Origin of the sequence: Paraglaciecola sp. 20A4 (genome assembly GCF_011378905.1) — a bacterium.
Taxonomy (GTDB): Bacteria; Pseudomonadota; Gammaproteobacteria; order Enterobacterales; family Alteromonadaceae; genus Paraglaciecola.
This window is the reverse complement of the sequence record NZ_WTPY01000012.1, coordinates 106,539-121,114: the sequence shown is the minus strand read 5'-3', so window position 1 is coordinate 121,114 and position 14,576 is coordinate 106,539. Positions and strand designations below refer to the sequence as shown.

The following is a 14,576-nucleotide window of genomic DNA, read 5'->3' as shown; positions in this document are numbered from 1 at the left end:
CTCGATTATTATCAAAGACATTATTGTGCGGTGCAGAATTGATATCTAAAAGACGGCCTTTACGAGACGCTTACCATGTAACAACTACAATCGAAGTAACACTTACGTTTGGGGTTATGCACCACCTCGACGTCGTTAGCGTAGTTAACTCAGCAATATCGTTACTTCGGCTTAACGCCCAAAGCGGACTAAACGAATTACCGAATCGAACGTTAAACTTGGTGACAAATGGTACGTTTCAGGGAACCTGACCCTGCCGGTCTCGTTCAGCAGAATTGAAGTGAGCAAATCTCCACTAGTAATATGAAACATCTATATTGAAATCAGTACCTATCTGCTTGATGGCTATTCTGCCAATGGACTTTCTATCTGTATAGTAATTTCCCGACAATTCTAAATACTCACCATGAGCAGTTTTAACTAATCTGATATCAAACAAAGTTGAACCATTGTATGACGGGTAACCTGGATTTTTTGGAGTAGAGCGATATACATAATAGAGTTTTCGTTGTCCTTGCTCTAAAGTTGGCGTAGTTTCTAGTGTAATGGACTTAGTCGTCTCACCATGCATATCAATTTGCGTGTTTAAAAGTGACTGTCTAATGACAGCCTTCACTGGTAAGGTCCCTCCATTTTCAAGTGTTACTACCCCTTCCCAAGTGCCATTTAAATCAGGGAATGATGATTTATCTATTAGGTATTTTAAAGCCCATAGCTTTCGAGATATGGATGGTGAGAGAAGTGTTACAATTATGAAGGTGCTAACAATTGACGAAATAGTAACAATTTTGAATAACGAAAAATTTGGCAACAAAAATTCTTGAATTAAAGAATAAACGCCAAGACTTATGGCTATGGTTAATAGGGCGACATATCTTACTAAAAGATCAAACCGAACGATTCTGAACAAATTTTATCCTAATCTCTTAAGTCACTGTAGAAACGAAGACAACTCTTTCCATCACTCTTAGCCATCATTAGAGCCATATAGGATTCCCTCAAAGTCCCTCCAACACCGGCTGAATAAGTGAATTCTGGTGGAGAAAGCTCAGATACTGAATCAAAAACAGATAAAAAGTCGACGTCTTTTTTAATGTAACCTGCTATGCCATCAGCTGCACAAAAAATCACTTCAAAACCAAGCCCTTTAAGCATACTCGAAACGTCAAAAGTTGATTTATCTAATGAAGCGCTCAATTTACCAAGTTCAGATGGAGAGTTGTTCAGATAGTGGGAAGTGATTTTTCGACCAATATCATCAGCATCAATAGTTAGATACTTCACTTTATTCCTTAAATCGTTAGTTACTACACATCCAGAGTATCAATGGTATGACTTATAAAGCAATGCAGTATACTGCTCTTTTATCAATGATTTGAAAAGCTAGATTATCACTCTACTCTCGACTATTTTTTATATCTGACTATTTCAATATCTCCAGCAGTTTGTCGACTTTGTTGATAAGCACGATTAGTCCAATAACAACCTATAAACCTATCTTCTTTACTGTCGTATTTTACCCTTGCTGACCCGTAAAATTTACCAACATCAGTTTGTGAAGGTCTCGCCACTGTTGCTTCAAAGGAGTATGTAATAATGAATTTACCCGATTTTTCGTCTTTCCAAATTTCAGATGATATGAGGTGACTAGAAAGGTCTTTATTATCCGATTTTGATATCATTGAAAATGAAAATAGAGTTAGCTTAAAATCAACAGTAAGCACAACCCCCTTCTGAGGAGCGTCCTTATCTTTTGAGTAAACAATCGCATTCCATGTTCCATTGATATTTGGAGCAAAATTTTCAGAAATCTTCCTACCGAAAAATGGAAGTCGATAAACAAAATGCCATAAATAATTCCCAACAACTAAAACAATGAAAATATAACCATTAAACAACCACATTAGTTCTTTAAGCAGTTGCCATAAATCTCCTAAGTAAACCTCTGATCTCCATGCAACCAATGTCATGATGAGGAAAGCCAGTAACAGACTTAGAATTTTCACCAACCCTTTGCTTATTATTACTTTGAACATTGTTATTTACCTACAAAGTAGACTTGGAAGTTAGATGGTGACTGAATGATAGTTACGATAGGTTTTCTGAAAGACTTGTACAACTCTATCCACTCACGTCTATCAATATATGAAGGTTCTGCATTACCCCTTGGATGCGTATGCCACTCACCTATGTAATCACATTTGTAATCACTTTCACTCCATAAAGAATTAGCTTTATTAATATGTTGTTGGTCTGTACGCATGAAAGAATGAGGGCGGCGGACATCAGATGGCATTGGAGTTGTAAACTCGGTTATTTCAATGCCATCTTTGTAGCGATATCCAAATAGTACCCCGCCAGCTTCAGATTTGTTTTCATCTGCAATACTAAATTTTTTTAGATTATTGACTAGGTCTTTTCCAATCGCGATAGAGATAAGTTCATTTCCAAAAAACTGAAAATCATCATCTTCTTTTTGTTTTCTCAAGGAAATTACTGCCGAAAAAAATCGCACTGGGGGCAATCTATTTGTTTAACTAATTCTTGGTTTTTGTGATCCTTTACTCTCTTTGAGTAAGCTTCAAAAAACAACATTGATTGTGCTTTGGGCGTATCCAACTCATCTAATAATACAGATAACATTAAACCTGCTGCTCTCATGCTAGCTGATATAGGAAAAGGCAAATAACTCTCACCACACCTTTTTTTGATAGCAACTTTGTCTTCTTCCCTTTTAAAGTCAGGAAACCGTCGTTTAAATGATTTGTCATCCATACATCGATAACATCCAGTATTTCCCATTTTAAATATACGAGAAGATTCTCCCCCCGCAAACAATGCAATATGATAAAGAAGAGGCTTGTTATCCGACTGAAGGGCTAAATATTCGTAATTTAACTTAATTGAAAATGCATAGTCACCTGTAGTATCAATTACAATATCAAAATCACACAAGTCATTGATGTTAGGGCAAGATTCCGCTTTTCCATCCAACTTTCTATCTATACCCTGCTCATATAAATACGTTTCTAGCGCACTTGCTTTGTTCCGACCGAAATAGTTAGCTCCAAGGATATGTCTTGATGTGTTTTTTATCGAAAATTTATCGTCGTCGTAAAATGTTAGTTTTCCACGACACCCAGCACCAGCCTTAAACAGGCTTGATATTACATACCCTCCAAGAGTACCGCATCCTATTACAGCAATATTTTTTCCTATGAGATTTGACTCTAAAAAATTACGTTTTACACCTTGCTCATCTCCAACATCTTCGAATAGTATTCTATCAACACTTGAAACTAATGGATTGTGTAAAGCTTTAAAATTTCGCGATCCAGAATTGATAAATCTACCAGCGAAGTCACTTTTCAAACTACAGAGCAACCCAAAATATTCCCCCCTAACTTCAAGTAAGATTAAAAACGAGCCATTATTTTTTTCAATGTTCCGTCTGAAGACAGAGGAGGTCATTTGTTTTCGCAATTGTGCGTAGCAGGAGCCACCTAAAGTCTTTAGCCAATTCAAGTACGGTGCAATAGAAGAATGGTTAAACTCTGGTGTGGAAGGAAGACAATCTATACTGTTTAATTTAATCAAAGCAGTTGCGTAAGGTTCTGAAACAGATGGGTCTTTAAGGCCGAGCTTTTTAAGCCAAAAGTTTAATTGTTTTTTGTTATGATTATCTGATAGAAAAAATTGTGCTGGTAAAGTGGAAGTAGAGTGAATACGAAAGCATTTTAGTAAGCCACTTTCTAGGTTCGTTATCTTACTTATCCCAAAAGTGTTGGGGCCAAAATACCCCGCAAATTCCATTTCAAATTCCTCAAGAGCAATTTGTTCCTGAGACCTTTTCAAAATATCGGAAGCTATATTTAATAAAGCTTCAAGCGTTCCTGCAGGCTGATAAGGATCGATTTGTATAGCTTCACTATCAAGAATACACATAGGATAAATATCTGTTGAATGATACTTGGAAGCACTTTCAATGTGAACACATAAACGATCAAGAGGAGCGGGTCTTTCAGTTAAGAACAAGCTAGGCTTTTCAAACATAGGTAACGCATTAAACCCTATCATCACCCCTAACCTCTTTACATCTCGCTTTAGAAATGTACATTCTATTTCCCCGAGAAAAACGAACTTGTGTTCCCCCCATGGCGCGACACGCTTAAACCCCTTTGTAAGCAGGTACTCATTTAAAGAGTTAAACATTTATCCTGCCTGTGTGTTATTTCTCATACTCAATGCGGGATTAGTTACAACAGCGGGTGAGCCTTTAAAGGCTTTTGTTCTAGGCTCAAAGTGACTTGATTCAACCGCATCAGGGTTACTAGGTATCCTATCACCTAAGCACTCTATGAACTTGTAAACACATTCTTCTCTTGAAGACGAATAACAAAGTGCTGCTTCTAATTTATTAGCAAATACTTTTGCTTCATACCCCCACTCCAAAATTTCATCTTCCGAAGGGCTAGACAAAGCTAAATCTGGTAATACTGGATGCATAATATTGGAAGATAGAATGTTAGGTAAGGCTTTTGAAATTTGCAGCAGCCCTTCGTCTAAACGCTTTTTGACGATATTTGAACAGTAAACTTGATAGATTGCTGCCATTAATCCAATTGAGCTTGGCCCCCCTTTCTTCCAAGTGTAATCCCGCCAAGCTTTGATTATCCTTGAAAGATGGATGAATTGATTTCCATATGTATCTTTTGTGTCATTAACCCAATTTTTAAGACTTTGTGGATCAGATATAATCCAACCTTTTTTTCGATGAGCGAGATTGACAGAGGCACTGTCTAAATTGTCAATGATTTCTTTATCTGTAGCTGCAGGCTCTCCTTTCAAAGAGTAATTTCTTGCCTCCACCATAGATTTTAATGCTGCTATTTTTGAATCAGGGATAGCATATGCGTTTACATCAATGTGAACTCCTAGATTAGTGATTAATCTCCCACAAGTATGTTTGTTTGTATCAACTGTCCAGCCATTGTTATGGCTCGCTATATATTCTAAGACTTCGTCAATTATTTTGAACATTGTTGAGTGAAGCAACTTAGGGTTTGACTCAACCACAGCCATCGGAAGATACATTCCATCGTCAATATCTAACTCCTGCGGTGGAGCATGGGCTGGAAGGTTCAAAGTTCCGTAAACATAACTACCTTGAGACCTAAATATTGGGACTATTTTTAACAGTGCTTGTCGTTCATGTTCAAATAAACTAAGCCAAAGAACTGGGTTGACAACCCGATCCAAATTCCTCCATGCAAACCTTATTTGTTCACGAACAGAATCCCTAAGTTTCTTAAGAAACAACATCTTTGTATCGTCAGGACTAATTTGCTTAAGGAATGGAATGTTGTCGTTATTAAAATTGCCAGAATTCAACAATAATTTCTCAGCGTTATACTTAGTAGTCATATTTGGAAGCTCTGAATAACCATATATTGTGCCTATAAATCAAACTTAACACAATATATAGCATCGTCAACTTTTTATGTATAAATAAACAGCTATTTTCTTACACAGTTAAATCAAGTTAACGATTCGATGAATAAAAGTAAGGACTAACTCAAAGATAAACGACCTAAAATGACTTTTATTACGACTTAACCTTTACCCTCATTGTTTTTGTTATTTTAAATAGCTCTATTTCAAAAGAGAGCCTTTAGGCTAACCATAATTGGTGAAATTAAACCCACGGGGTAAGAGCAGATGCAATGTCCGCTTTGAGTCAACAATCGGCCTCAAGATATCAGCAGCCATAAGTATTTACCTTACACTGTGCGCAGAAAGATACATAGTCGAGATATAGGTGATGCGACAGCGATAAGGTATTGCTTTATATTGCAGCTTGGTATCCGTTAGATAGTAATATTCCAAATAGCACTCATAAAATACCAACCTGAGGTGAAGATCGCATTTCTAGGAACGAAGTTCCGTCGAGCTGAACGACTAGACATAGATGTCTGGGCTGGGGGGAAACTTCATCAGGAGCGTGTTAACTCTGTACCCACGACATCCAAGAATTCAAACCCCTGGCACAAAAAAACCGACTTGAAGTCGGCTTGTGTATCTCTTCGTGTAGACAACAAAGAGATGGTACCAGTGGGCGGACTCGAACCGCCACGCTTATTCAGCAACGGATTTTGAATCCGTCATGTCTACCAATTCCATCACACTGGCATTGATTAAAGAGTTTACTTAGTTCAAAAAACTTTGCAAATCTTTGCAAGCAATTTTTAGCTTGTTAAAGTCAAAAGGTACTTACCTTTCAATGACTTGCCGGATAGCAGTTGCTAGACACGTTGACTTTTGAATCCGTCATGTCTACCAATTCCATCACACTGGCAAAGGTGCTTAAAGGTTGCGTGCAACCTTTAAGAGCGCCGCATTATAGCGATTTACCGGAAGCACGCAAGTGATTTTTCGAGCTTACGTGTTTAAATGCTCAACTTATCACCAGCTAGGCTGTTTTGTGTATCGCCACTACCCTTAGTGGCTGCATTTATGCGAAACTAAGCCCATGGTCTTCGTGCCTTTTGTGCACGTTATTATTTATTGTTATATGTAACGAGAACGCTCTTTTGACTACTGAACATTACCACCGTGCAGGTTTTTTTCGCCGCCTAGCTGCGATTATATACGATATTTTAGTTGCCGTTGCAGTAGGCATGTGTGCCGCTATGCTGATGTTGATTACGATGTTGCTATTAGTAGAAAATGGCGTGCTAAATAATCACGGTTATGAGCACTTTAGCGACCTAATACAGCACGCGCCAATTTATCAGTATATTTTGCAAGTATGGGTTGGCGCCTGGGTTATGGCCTTCTTTTTGTGGTTCTGGCGCAACGGAGGGCAGACGATTGGTATGCGTGCTTGGCGTCTGCGCATTGTCAGTACAAATGGCCAACCAATTACCTACACCCGTGCTTTTGTGCGCATGGTGTTTTCTCTATTTGGCTTAGGGACGCTATTGGTACTGCTGGATATTAAATATAAACAGTCGCTGCAGGATCGCATCGCCAGTACGGAAGTGATTTGCTTAAGCAAAGAAGCTAATCACCACCGTACTTGGCGTAATTTGAATTAGCCGTTACTGGCGAAATTGTACGTTTTTAGCGGCGCAATAAGTGTACTGATATACCGGTAAATATCACGCTGGGCAAAACAGCGCCGATAAAAGGTGGAATGTGGTACACCGTACTCAACGAGCCAAAGACTTCATTACTGACAAAAAAGCCAAACCCCGTTAGTACGCCCATGATCACTCTCGCGCCCATGGTGACACTGCGAAGCGGACCAAAGATAAATGACAGCGCCATAAGCAGCATCACGGCCACAGATACCGGCTGTAGGATCTTTCGCCACAGGGCTAAACGATAGCGTTCTGAATTTTGACTGTTGTTTTCCAAATAATTGACATAACCCACTAGCCCCCGTATCGATAAGGCTTCTGGTTTGACTGTTACTACGCCTAATTTATCTGGCGTAAGGGAAGAAGCCCAAGCTCCGTCGGCGGCATCTTGAACCTGAATGCTGTCGTCTGAAAAGTTGGTGGATTGCACATGACTTAAACGCCATGACTTATCTGTATAACGGGCACTTTCAGCCGTAGTGATTTTGCGCAGATATAAATCACCATCAAACTCATAAATGTTCACATCTCGCAGATTATTTTTATCGACCACTTCACCGATACTGACAAAATTGTCACCATCTTTAGCCCAAACAAGGCGATCTGACGAAAACAAGCTGCCACCCGATATCGCTTGAGTACGAATTTCTTTCGCTTTAGCTTCCGTTACCGGTGCCACCCACTCGCCTATCACCATCACAAATAAAACCATCAATATAGCGGACTTCATAGCAGAAATAATGATATTCCAGCGACTTTGCCCTGCAGATTGCATAACAACTAGCTCGCTATTGCTGGCTAAAATTCCCATACCGATTAGGCCACCGATTAAAGTTGCCATAGGGAAAAACTGCTCTAATTCCCGAGGTAGACTTAAAACGACATAAACGGCTGCGACCGTCATATCGTAACTGCCTTTACCGACACTTTTCATTTGTTCGATAAATTTAATTAAAGCGCTTAAACCAACTAGTACGGCCAGACTCACTGCGGTGGTACCTAACAATGTACGAGCGATATACCAATCAAGGATTTTAATCATGACTTTTTACCTCGCAACCGGGCTCTTAATCGCACACCAAAAGGACGCCCTTTAAAAATAAGCGCCATTCCTATTAACCCGATAACAAAATGCACCCACCACAAGCCTAGAATGGGCGGAACTTTGCCATCTTCTAACACTTTGCGCCCGGCGAGCAGTAACAAGAAATACCCTAGATATAACATTAGCGCTGGAAACATCTTGCCAAACCGCCCTTGACGAGGGTCTGCCGCACTTAGTGGCACGGCTATAATCACTAAGAAAAATAACGAAAGTGGGATGGCAAAGCGCCACTGCAACTCAGCTATTGCATCAATAGAAGAGTCTTCAAACAATTGCATGGTGGTATAGGCAGATAACTTTCTACGCTTTTGTTCAGCTTCTTGTTCCGCAATTTGAATCTGATACTCACCGAATTCCACTACTCGGTAGTCTCGCTCACCTAAGGTGCCTTCGTATTGAATGCCATCCCCAAGTACTAACGTTTCTGAGCCGTCAGGTGCTTCACGTAAGCCGCCTTTTTTAGCGTAGACCAAGTGCACATTCTGGCTATCGGTCGTGGTATCGTGCTGGGCCATAAAGACCCGTTTTAACGGCTCACTGTCGTTGCCAATTTCATGTACAAAAATCACTGCTTTTTCATTGGCCGTTTGTTGAAAGCGGCCAGGGATCAAGGTTGTCAAACCAGTATCGGCCCCTGCTTGTTCCTCAAGTTGATATTCTCGCTCGACTGACATCGGCGCAATCCAGAGGGTCATGGCACCGGTAATTACCGCCATGACAACAGCTAACACCAACATTACCCGTGTCACGTACCATTCACTGATGCCACAGGCCCGCATCACTGTCATTTCACTGTCTACGTACAATCGTCCATGGGCTAACATGATGCCTAAAAACAAACTCAAGGGTAAAATGAGGGAGGCCAATACAGGCATACTTAAGGCTAAAAAACCCAGCACTAAACTGGCAGGAATATCGCCATTGGACGCTTCGGAGAGCACCCTGACAAATTTATTGGTAATAAATATGGCCATCAAAACCAGAAAAACGGCGGTTTGGGATTTGACGGTTTCTTTGACTAAATAACGAAATATCAGCACGCAATGTCCAACACAAAAGTGGTAATTTTAGTGGCAAGCTACAAAATTTTCAGTAAACTTAACGTTTTCACATGTTTCATTTGCAATGTGTGCCATTTTAAAGCGCTTGCCGACACGTAATTTATAGATTATGTCTGGCTTGGGCGCGTCTTGCAATTGGAATGGAACACCGTATACAAAGATAACGCCGTAACACTCAGCACGACAACATAATAACAAAATAAAATAGCGCAGTGTTACAACCAGTATGTAATGACAGATTAACAGTTTCGTGACGAGGATGCCCCGTGGAATTTAGTGTAAAAAGTGGAAGCCCAGAAAAACAACGCAGTGCCTGTATCGTAGTAGGCGTATTTGAACCACGCCGTTTAACCTCAGTGGCTGAACAGTTAGACGAAATAAGTGGTGGCTACCTAAGCAACCTACTTCGCCGTGGTGATTTAGAAGGCAAACCTGGACAGATGCTTTTACTACATCATGTACCTAACGTGCTAAGCGAGCGAGTATTGTTAGTTGGCTGTGGTAAAGAGCGTGAATTAGACGAGCGCCAGTACAAGCAAATTATCTCTAAGACCATTAAAACCCTAAACGAAACCGGTTCCATGGAAGCGGTCTGTTTCTTGTCTGAGCTGCATGTGAAGGGTCGAGATACATACTGGCGTGTACGTCAGGCCGTTGAAGCCACTCAAGACTCGTTGTACACCTTTTTACAATTGAAAACTAAGAAAGGCGAGCCACGCAGACCTCTGCGTAAGATGGTCTTTAATGTTCCAACCCGCCGTGAACTGGCCATAGGTGAGCGCGCGTTAGAGCACGGCTTAGCAGTATCATTAGGCAGTAAGACCACTCGTGATGTGGCCAACATGCCACCTAACATTTGTAATCCCGTGTACTTATTTGACCAAGCTAAAGCGCTTGAAACCCAATACCCTAACCTACATGTTGATTCTGTTAATGAAAAACAAATGGAACAATTAGGTATGCATTCATACCTAGCAGTAGGTCGCGGCTCCGCTAATGAATCGATTATGACCATAATGGAACATAAAGGTGGACCTGCAGATCAAGCACCGATTGTTTTAGTTGGTAAAGGGTTAACCTTCGACTCAGGTGGTATTTCAATTAAACCTGGCGAAGCTATGGACGAAATGAAATATGACATGGGCGGCGCAGCAGGCGTGTTAGGCGCGATGCATACAATCAGCGCATTGAATTTGCCATTGAACGTGGTCGGTATACTTGCCGGATGCGAAAACATGCCTGACGCTAACGCGTATCGCCCAGGCGACATATTGACTACCATGTCAGGTCAAACTGTTGAAGTGCTTAACACCGATGCCGAAGGCCGCTTAGTGTTATGTGACGCATTGACTTACGTGGAACGTTTCGATCCCGAATTAGTCATCGATGTGGCTACATTAACAGGGGCTTGTGTGATTGCGCTTGGCCGTCATGCCACAGGCGTTTTCAGTAACCATAATCCTTTGGCACATGAACTGGTTAACGCATCAGAGCAAAGTGGTGACAAAGCGTGGCGCATGCCATTGTGGGATGAATACCAAGACCAGCTTGAAAGCCCATTTGCTGATATGACCAATCTAGGGGGGCGCCCTGCAGGTGCCATTACTGCGGCGTGTTTCTTGTCGCGCTTTACCCGTAAATACAACTGGGCTCATATGGATATCGCAGGTACTGCTTGGGTTGGCGGTAAAGATAAGGGCTCTACTGGCCGTCCCGTGCCAATGCTATCTCAGTTTTTAATGAACCGAGCCGGCATTGAGTCGGAAGATTAGTCTGCAAAGAGAATTAAAAACCTGATGTCAAAGGTCACGTTTTACTTGCTTGAGCAAGAAGCAGAAACAACCAGCCAACAGCCAGCGCACCTCGCGCTGGCTTGTCAATTAGCAGCCCAGTGTTTTAGCAATAAGCAGCGCTGTGTGGTGATGTGCCAAACTCAGGCTCAAGCCGAAGAATTCGACGAATTGCTTTGGCAGTTGCCAAACGATCGTTTCGTGCCACATAACTTAACTGGCGAGGGCCCACCAGCGGGCACACCAGTAGAAATCTGTTGGCAGCAACCCTCCCAGTTTAATAAGCCCGTGCTTATTAACTTGGCAGATGACATGCCTGATTTTCATAGTAAATTTGGCCGCATATTCGACTTCGTTCCCGCTGCTGACACACTTAAACAACAAGCTCGGGAACGCTACAAACATTACCGCGCCGCCGGCCATCAATTAGATACGTTACCCAGTAAAGCGTTACTCGACTCGCTCGCTGGTAATTAGTCATCGCAATAACGAGACCAAATACAATGGATAAAACATTTAGCCCACAAAATATCGAACAGCAATGCTATCAGTCGTGGGAAGATAAAGGCTACTTTAAAGCCAGTGGCACAGGCCAACCTTATTGCATCTTGTTGCCACCCCCAAATGTGACAGGCAGCTTACATATGGGCCATGGTTTTCAGCAAACCATTATGGATACCCTAACTCGATATCACCGTATGAAAGGTGACAATACATTATGGCAATGTGGTACTGACCACGCTGGCATCGCGACTCAAATGGTAGTTGAGCGCCAATTAAACGCGCAAGGTAAGACTCGCCATGATCTAGGTCGCGAGGCATTCGTTGACAAAATCTGGGACTGGAAGAAAGAATCCGGCGGTAATATCACCCAACAAATGCGGCGCTTAGGTACCTCGCCAGATTGGGATCGTGAAGTTTTCACCATGGATGACGACCTATCTGAAGCAGTAAATGAAGTGTTTGTACGTTTGCACGAAGAAGGATTAATTTATCGTGGTAAACGCTTGGTTAACTGGGATCCCGTGCTTCATACCGCCGTATCGGATCTAGAAGTCCTTAGCGAAGAAGAAAACGGCTTTATGTGGCATATGCGCTATCCGTTAGCAGATGGCAGCGGTGAGCTCATCGTGGCCACCACGCGTCCTGAAACGATGCTGGGGGACACAGCTGTTGCCGTGCACCCAGATGATGAGCGCTATCAAAGTTTTATCGGTAAATCGATTAAGCTACCTATTACCGGTCGCTTAATTCCCATTATTGCCGATGATTACGTTGAACAAGACTTTGGTACTGGCTGCGTTAAAATCACTCCAGCACATGACTTTAACGATTACGATATGGGTAAACGTCATAACCTTGAGGTGATTAACATTCTCACCGATGACGCAAAAATTAATGATATAGCCCCTGAAAAATATCGCGGTCTGGATCGTTTCGACGCACGCAAGCAGATAGTCGCCGACCTAGATGCCGCTGGTGTATTGGTTAAAATCGAAGATCATAAATTAAAAGTCCCCCGTGGTGACCGCTCAGGTTCCGTTATTGAACCTTACTTAACGGATCAGTGGTACGTAGCAGTCAAAGACCTCGCTCAACCGGCCATTGATGCAGTGAAAAGCGGCGAAATAAAATTCGTCCCTGAAAATTGGGATAAAACCTATTACCAATGGATGAATAACATTCAGGATTGGTGTATTTCACGCCAGCTTTGGTGGGGACACCGCATTCCCGCATGGTATGACGACAACGGCAAAATATACGTAGGCCGCACCGAGGCCGAAGTACGAGAAAAAAACACCCTAGATGCTAGCGTAAACTTACGTCAGGACGAAGATGTACTTGATACTTGGTTCTCTTCTGCACTTTGGCCATTTGCCACTATGGGCTGGCCGAAGAAAACACCTGAACTAGACACCTTTGTCCCCAGCGCCGTGTTGGTAACCGGTTTCGATATCATCTTTTTCTGGGTAGCCAGAATGATTATGATGACTAAAAAGTTCACTGGGCAAATTCCGTTTAAAGAAATTTACATTACTGGCCTTATTCGCGACGAGCAAGGCGATAAGATGTCTAAGTCAAAAGGTAATGTCATCGACCCAATCGATCTGATTGATGGAATTAGCATTGACGAATTAGTTGCTAAGCGAACCTCAGGTATGATGCAGCCTAAGCTCGCAGCTAAAATTGAAAAAAACACACGTAAAAGTTATCCAGAAGGCTTTGCTGCCTATGGTACCGACGCGTTGCGTTTTACTTTTGCTGCTATGGCGTCCACCAGCAGAGACATTAGCTTCGACGTGAAGCGAGTTGAAGGCTACCGCAATTTCTGTAATAAATTATGGAATGCCTCACGTTTTGTCTTAATGAATGCTGAAGATCAAGACACTGGCGCAAATGGCGGCGACATGGAGCTTAGTCTAGCTGATAAATGGATTTTGGCGCGCTTTGAACAAACCCTGAAAGACTTTGAAGATGCCTTAACCGCCTATCGTTTTGATATTGCAGCTAATCTTATTTACGAATTCACATGGAACCAATTCTGTGACTGGTATTTAGAATTATCTAAGCCGGTATTGAACTCAGAAATCAGCACCGAGGCACAAAAACGCGGTACACGGCACACGCTAGTCAATGTGCTTGAAAGCATTCTTCGTTTAGCACACCCCATTATGCCCTTTATCACCGAAGAAATTTGGCAACGGGTCGCGCCTTTATGTGGCATCTATGCAGATAGCATAATGACCCAACCCTTCCCAGTGCAAGATGCATCATTGCGTGACCAAGACACGCTCGCTGAAATGGAATGGATAAAAAGCGTGATCGTGGGTATTCGTAATATCCGCGGTGAAATGGACATCTCACCAAATAAGCCACTGAGCATATTACTGCGTAACGCTAGCGCACAAGATTGGCAGCGTCTTCAAACTAGCCGCGAGTTTTTAGGGGCACTAGCCAAGTTAGAAAGCGTTGAGTTGTTACAAGCTGAAGAGGAAGCACCAGCGAGCGCCACCGCGTTAGTCGGGGAAATGGAAATTTTAATTCCCATGGCTGGCTTAATTGATAAGGATGCAGAACTTGCTCGCATCAATAAAGCATTAGCGAAAATTGAAGCTGACTTCGGGCGTACTCAAGGCAAACTGAGTAACCAGAAATTTGTTAGCAACGCACCGGCTGCTGTCATTGACAAAGAGAAAGCCAAACTTGATGATTTCAGTATGCAAATGAAGAAGTTAAAAGAACAAAAGCAAACAATCGAAAACTTGTAATCGAATGTGCAGTGACTGCGTTATCTCAAGCGATAACGCAGTCGTTTGTTCCTCATTGGAATTGCCTACCGAAACCGTTCCCCCTAGCTAGAAAACGTTAGTTAAAGTCAAATAAAATGCCCGTACATCACTAAAAATCTGATTATGGATTATGGCTAATCTGTGATATTTATATTTAAGATTTCAGATAGTTATATTCATTAATAGTA

At 41.9% G+C, this 14,576-nt stretch carries 13 protein-coding genes and 1 tRNA gene; 5 read left to right on the top strand and 9 right to left on the bottom strand.

All coding sequences use genetic code 11. The features are described 5' to 3' along the window. On the top strand, window positions 1–251 hold a 251-nt coding region (locus GQS54_RS23060), incomplete at its 5' end, for a hypothetical protein (RefSeq protein WP_205967749.1). Window positions 252–295: 44 nt separating this feature from the next. Here GQS54_RS23060 and GQS54_RS13060 read toward each other — a convergent pair. From GQS54_RS13060 to GQS54_RS13030, 7 genes are all read right to left on the bottom strand, one after another. Continuing rightward, window positions 296–910, bottom strand: coding sequence for a hypothetical protein (locus GQS54_RS13060; protein WP_166424419.1), 615 nt, complete (start codon window positions 908–910; stop codon window positions 296–298). Between the two features lie 8 nt (window positions 911–918). Next, complete coding sequence (locus GQS54_RS13055) at window positions 919–1,284, bottom strand: mCpol domain-containing protein (RefSeq protein ID WP_166424418.1); 366 nt, start codon at window positions 1,282–1,284, stop codon at window positions 919–921. 122 nt (window positions 1,285–1,406) lie between these two features. Next, window positions 1,407–2,036 (bottom strand): hypothetical protein, encoded by a 630-nt coding sequence (locus GQS54_RS13050; protein ID WP_166424417.1) that lies wholly within the window; start codon window positions 2,034–2,036, stop codon window positions 1,407–1,409. A gap of 2 nt (window positions 2,037–2,038) precedes the next feature. Further along, the gene (locus GQS54_RS13045) at window positions 2,039–2,488 is read right to left on the bottom strand and encodes a Mov34/MPN/PAD-1 family protein (RefSeq protein ID WP_166424416.1); all 450 of its coding nucleotides are present in this window, start codon (window positions 2,486–2,488) and stop codon (window positions 2,039–2,041) included. Between the two features lie 5 nt (window positions 2,489–2,493). After that, the gene (locus tag GQS54_RS13040; RefSeq protein ID WP_166424415.1) at window positions 2,494–4,212 is read right to left on the bottom strand and encodes a ThiF family adenylyltransferase; all 1,719 of its coding nucleotides are present in this window, start codon (window positions 4,210–4,212) and stop codon (window positions 2,494–2,496) included. Then, entirely contained in the window at window positions 4,213–5,424 is a 1,212-nt protein-coding gene (locus GQS54_RS13035) for a cyclic GMP-AMP synthase DncV-like nucleotidyltransferase (RefSeq protein ID WP_166424414.1), read from the bottom strand. 679 nt (window positions 5,425–6,103) lie between these two features. Continuing rightward, window positions 6,104–6,189 (bottom strand) — tRNA-Leu (locus GQS54_RS13030). Window positions 6,190–6,590: 401 nt separating this feature from the next. Between GQS54_RS13030 and GQS54_RS13025 the strand changes: the two genes are divergently transcribed. Continuing rightward, entirely contained in the window at window positions 6,591–7,097 is a 507-nt protein-coding gene (locus GQS54_RS13025) for an RDD family protein (RefSeq protein ID WP_166424413.1), read from the top strand. 25 nt (window positions 7,098–7,122) lie between these two features. Here the strand turns inward: GQS54_RS13025 and lptG are convergent, their stop codons facing one another. Further along, the gene (gene lptG / locus GQS54_RS13020; RefSeq protein WP_166424412.1) at window positions 7,123–8,184 is read right to left on the bottom strand and encodes an LPS export ABC transporter permease LptG; all 1,062 of its coding nucleotides are present in this window, start codon (window positions 8,182–8,184) and stop codon (window positions 7,123–7,125) included. Then, window positions 8,181–9,287, bottom strand: coding sequence for an LPS export ABC transporter permease LptF (gene lptF, locus GQS54_RS13015; RefSeq protein WP_166424411.1), 1,107 nt, complete (start codon window positions 9,285–9,287; stop codon window positions 8,181–8,183). Before lptF ends, lptG begins: the two co-directional genes overlap by 4 nt. A 287-nt stretch (window positions 9,288–9,574) precedes the next feature. Between lptF and pepA the strand changes: the two genes are divergently transcribed. The 3 genes from pepA to GQS54_RS12995 are packed head-to-tail and all read left to right on the top strand — an operon-like array spanning window position 9,575 to window position 14,367. After that, window positions 9,575–11,080: a leucyl aminopeptidase gene (gene pepA, locus GQS54_RS13005; RefSeq protein WP_166424409.1), complete on the top strand. Its 1,506-nt coding sequence runs from the start codon at window positions 9,575–9,577 to the stop codon at window positions 11,078–11,080. A 24-nt stretch (window positions 11,081–11,104) separates the two neighbouring features. Further along, window positions 11,105–11,575 (top strand): DNA polymerase III subunit chi, encoded by a 471-nt coding sequence (locus GQS54_RS13000; RefSeq protein ID WP_166424408.1) that lies wholly within the window; start codon window positions 11,105–11,107, stop codon window positions 11,573–11,575. Window positions 11,576–11,601: 26 nt separating this feature from the next. Then, complete coding sequence (locus tag GQS54_RS12995) at window positions 11,602–14,367, top strand: valine--tRNA ligase (protein WP_166424407.1); 2,766 nt, start codon at window positions 11,602–11,604, stop codon at window positions 14,365–14,367. The last annotated feature ends 209 nt before the right edge of the window (window positions 14,368–14,576 follow it).

Coding starts and splice junctions, on each gene's coding strand:
- GQS54_RS13000 (WP_166424408.1), top strand. CDS start 11,105: ATGTCAAAGGTCACGTTTTACTTGCTTGAGCAAGAAGCAGAAACAACC.
- GQS54_RS13035 (WP_166424414.1), bottom strand. CDS start 5,424: ATGACTACTAAGTATAACGCTGAGAAATTATTGTTGAATTCTGGCAAT.
- GQS54_RS12995 (WP_166424407.1), top strand. CDS start 11,602: ATGGATAAAACATTTAGCCCACAAAATATCGAACAGCAATGCTATCAG.
- GQS54_RS13050 (WP_166424417.1), bottom strand. CDS start 2,036: ATGTTCAAAGTAATAATAAGCAAAGGGTTGGTGAAAATTCTAAGTCTG.
- GQS54_RS13040 (WP_166424415.1), bottom strand. CDS start 4,212: ATGTTTAACTCTTTAAATGAGTACCTGCTTACAAAGGGGTTTAAGCGT.
- lptG (WP_166424412.1), bottom strand. CDS start 8,184: ATGATTAAAATCCTTGATTGGTATATCGCTCGTACATTGTTAGGTACC.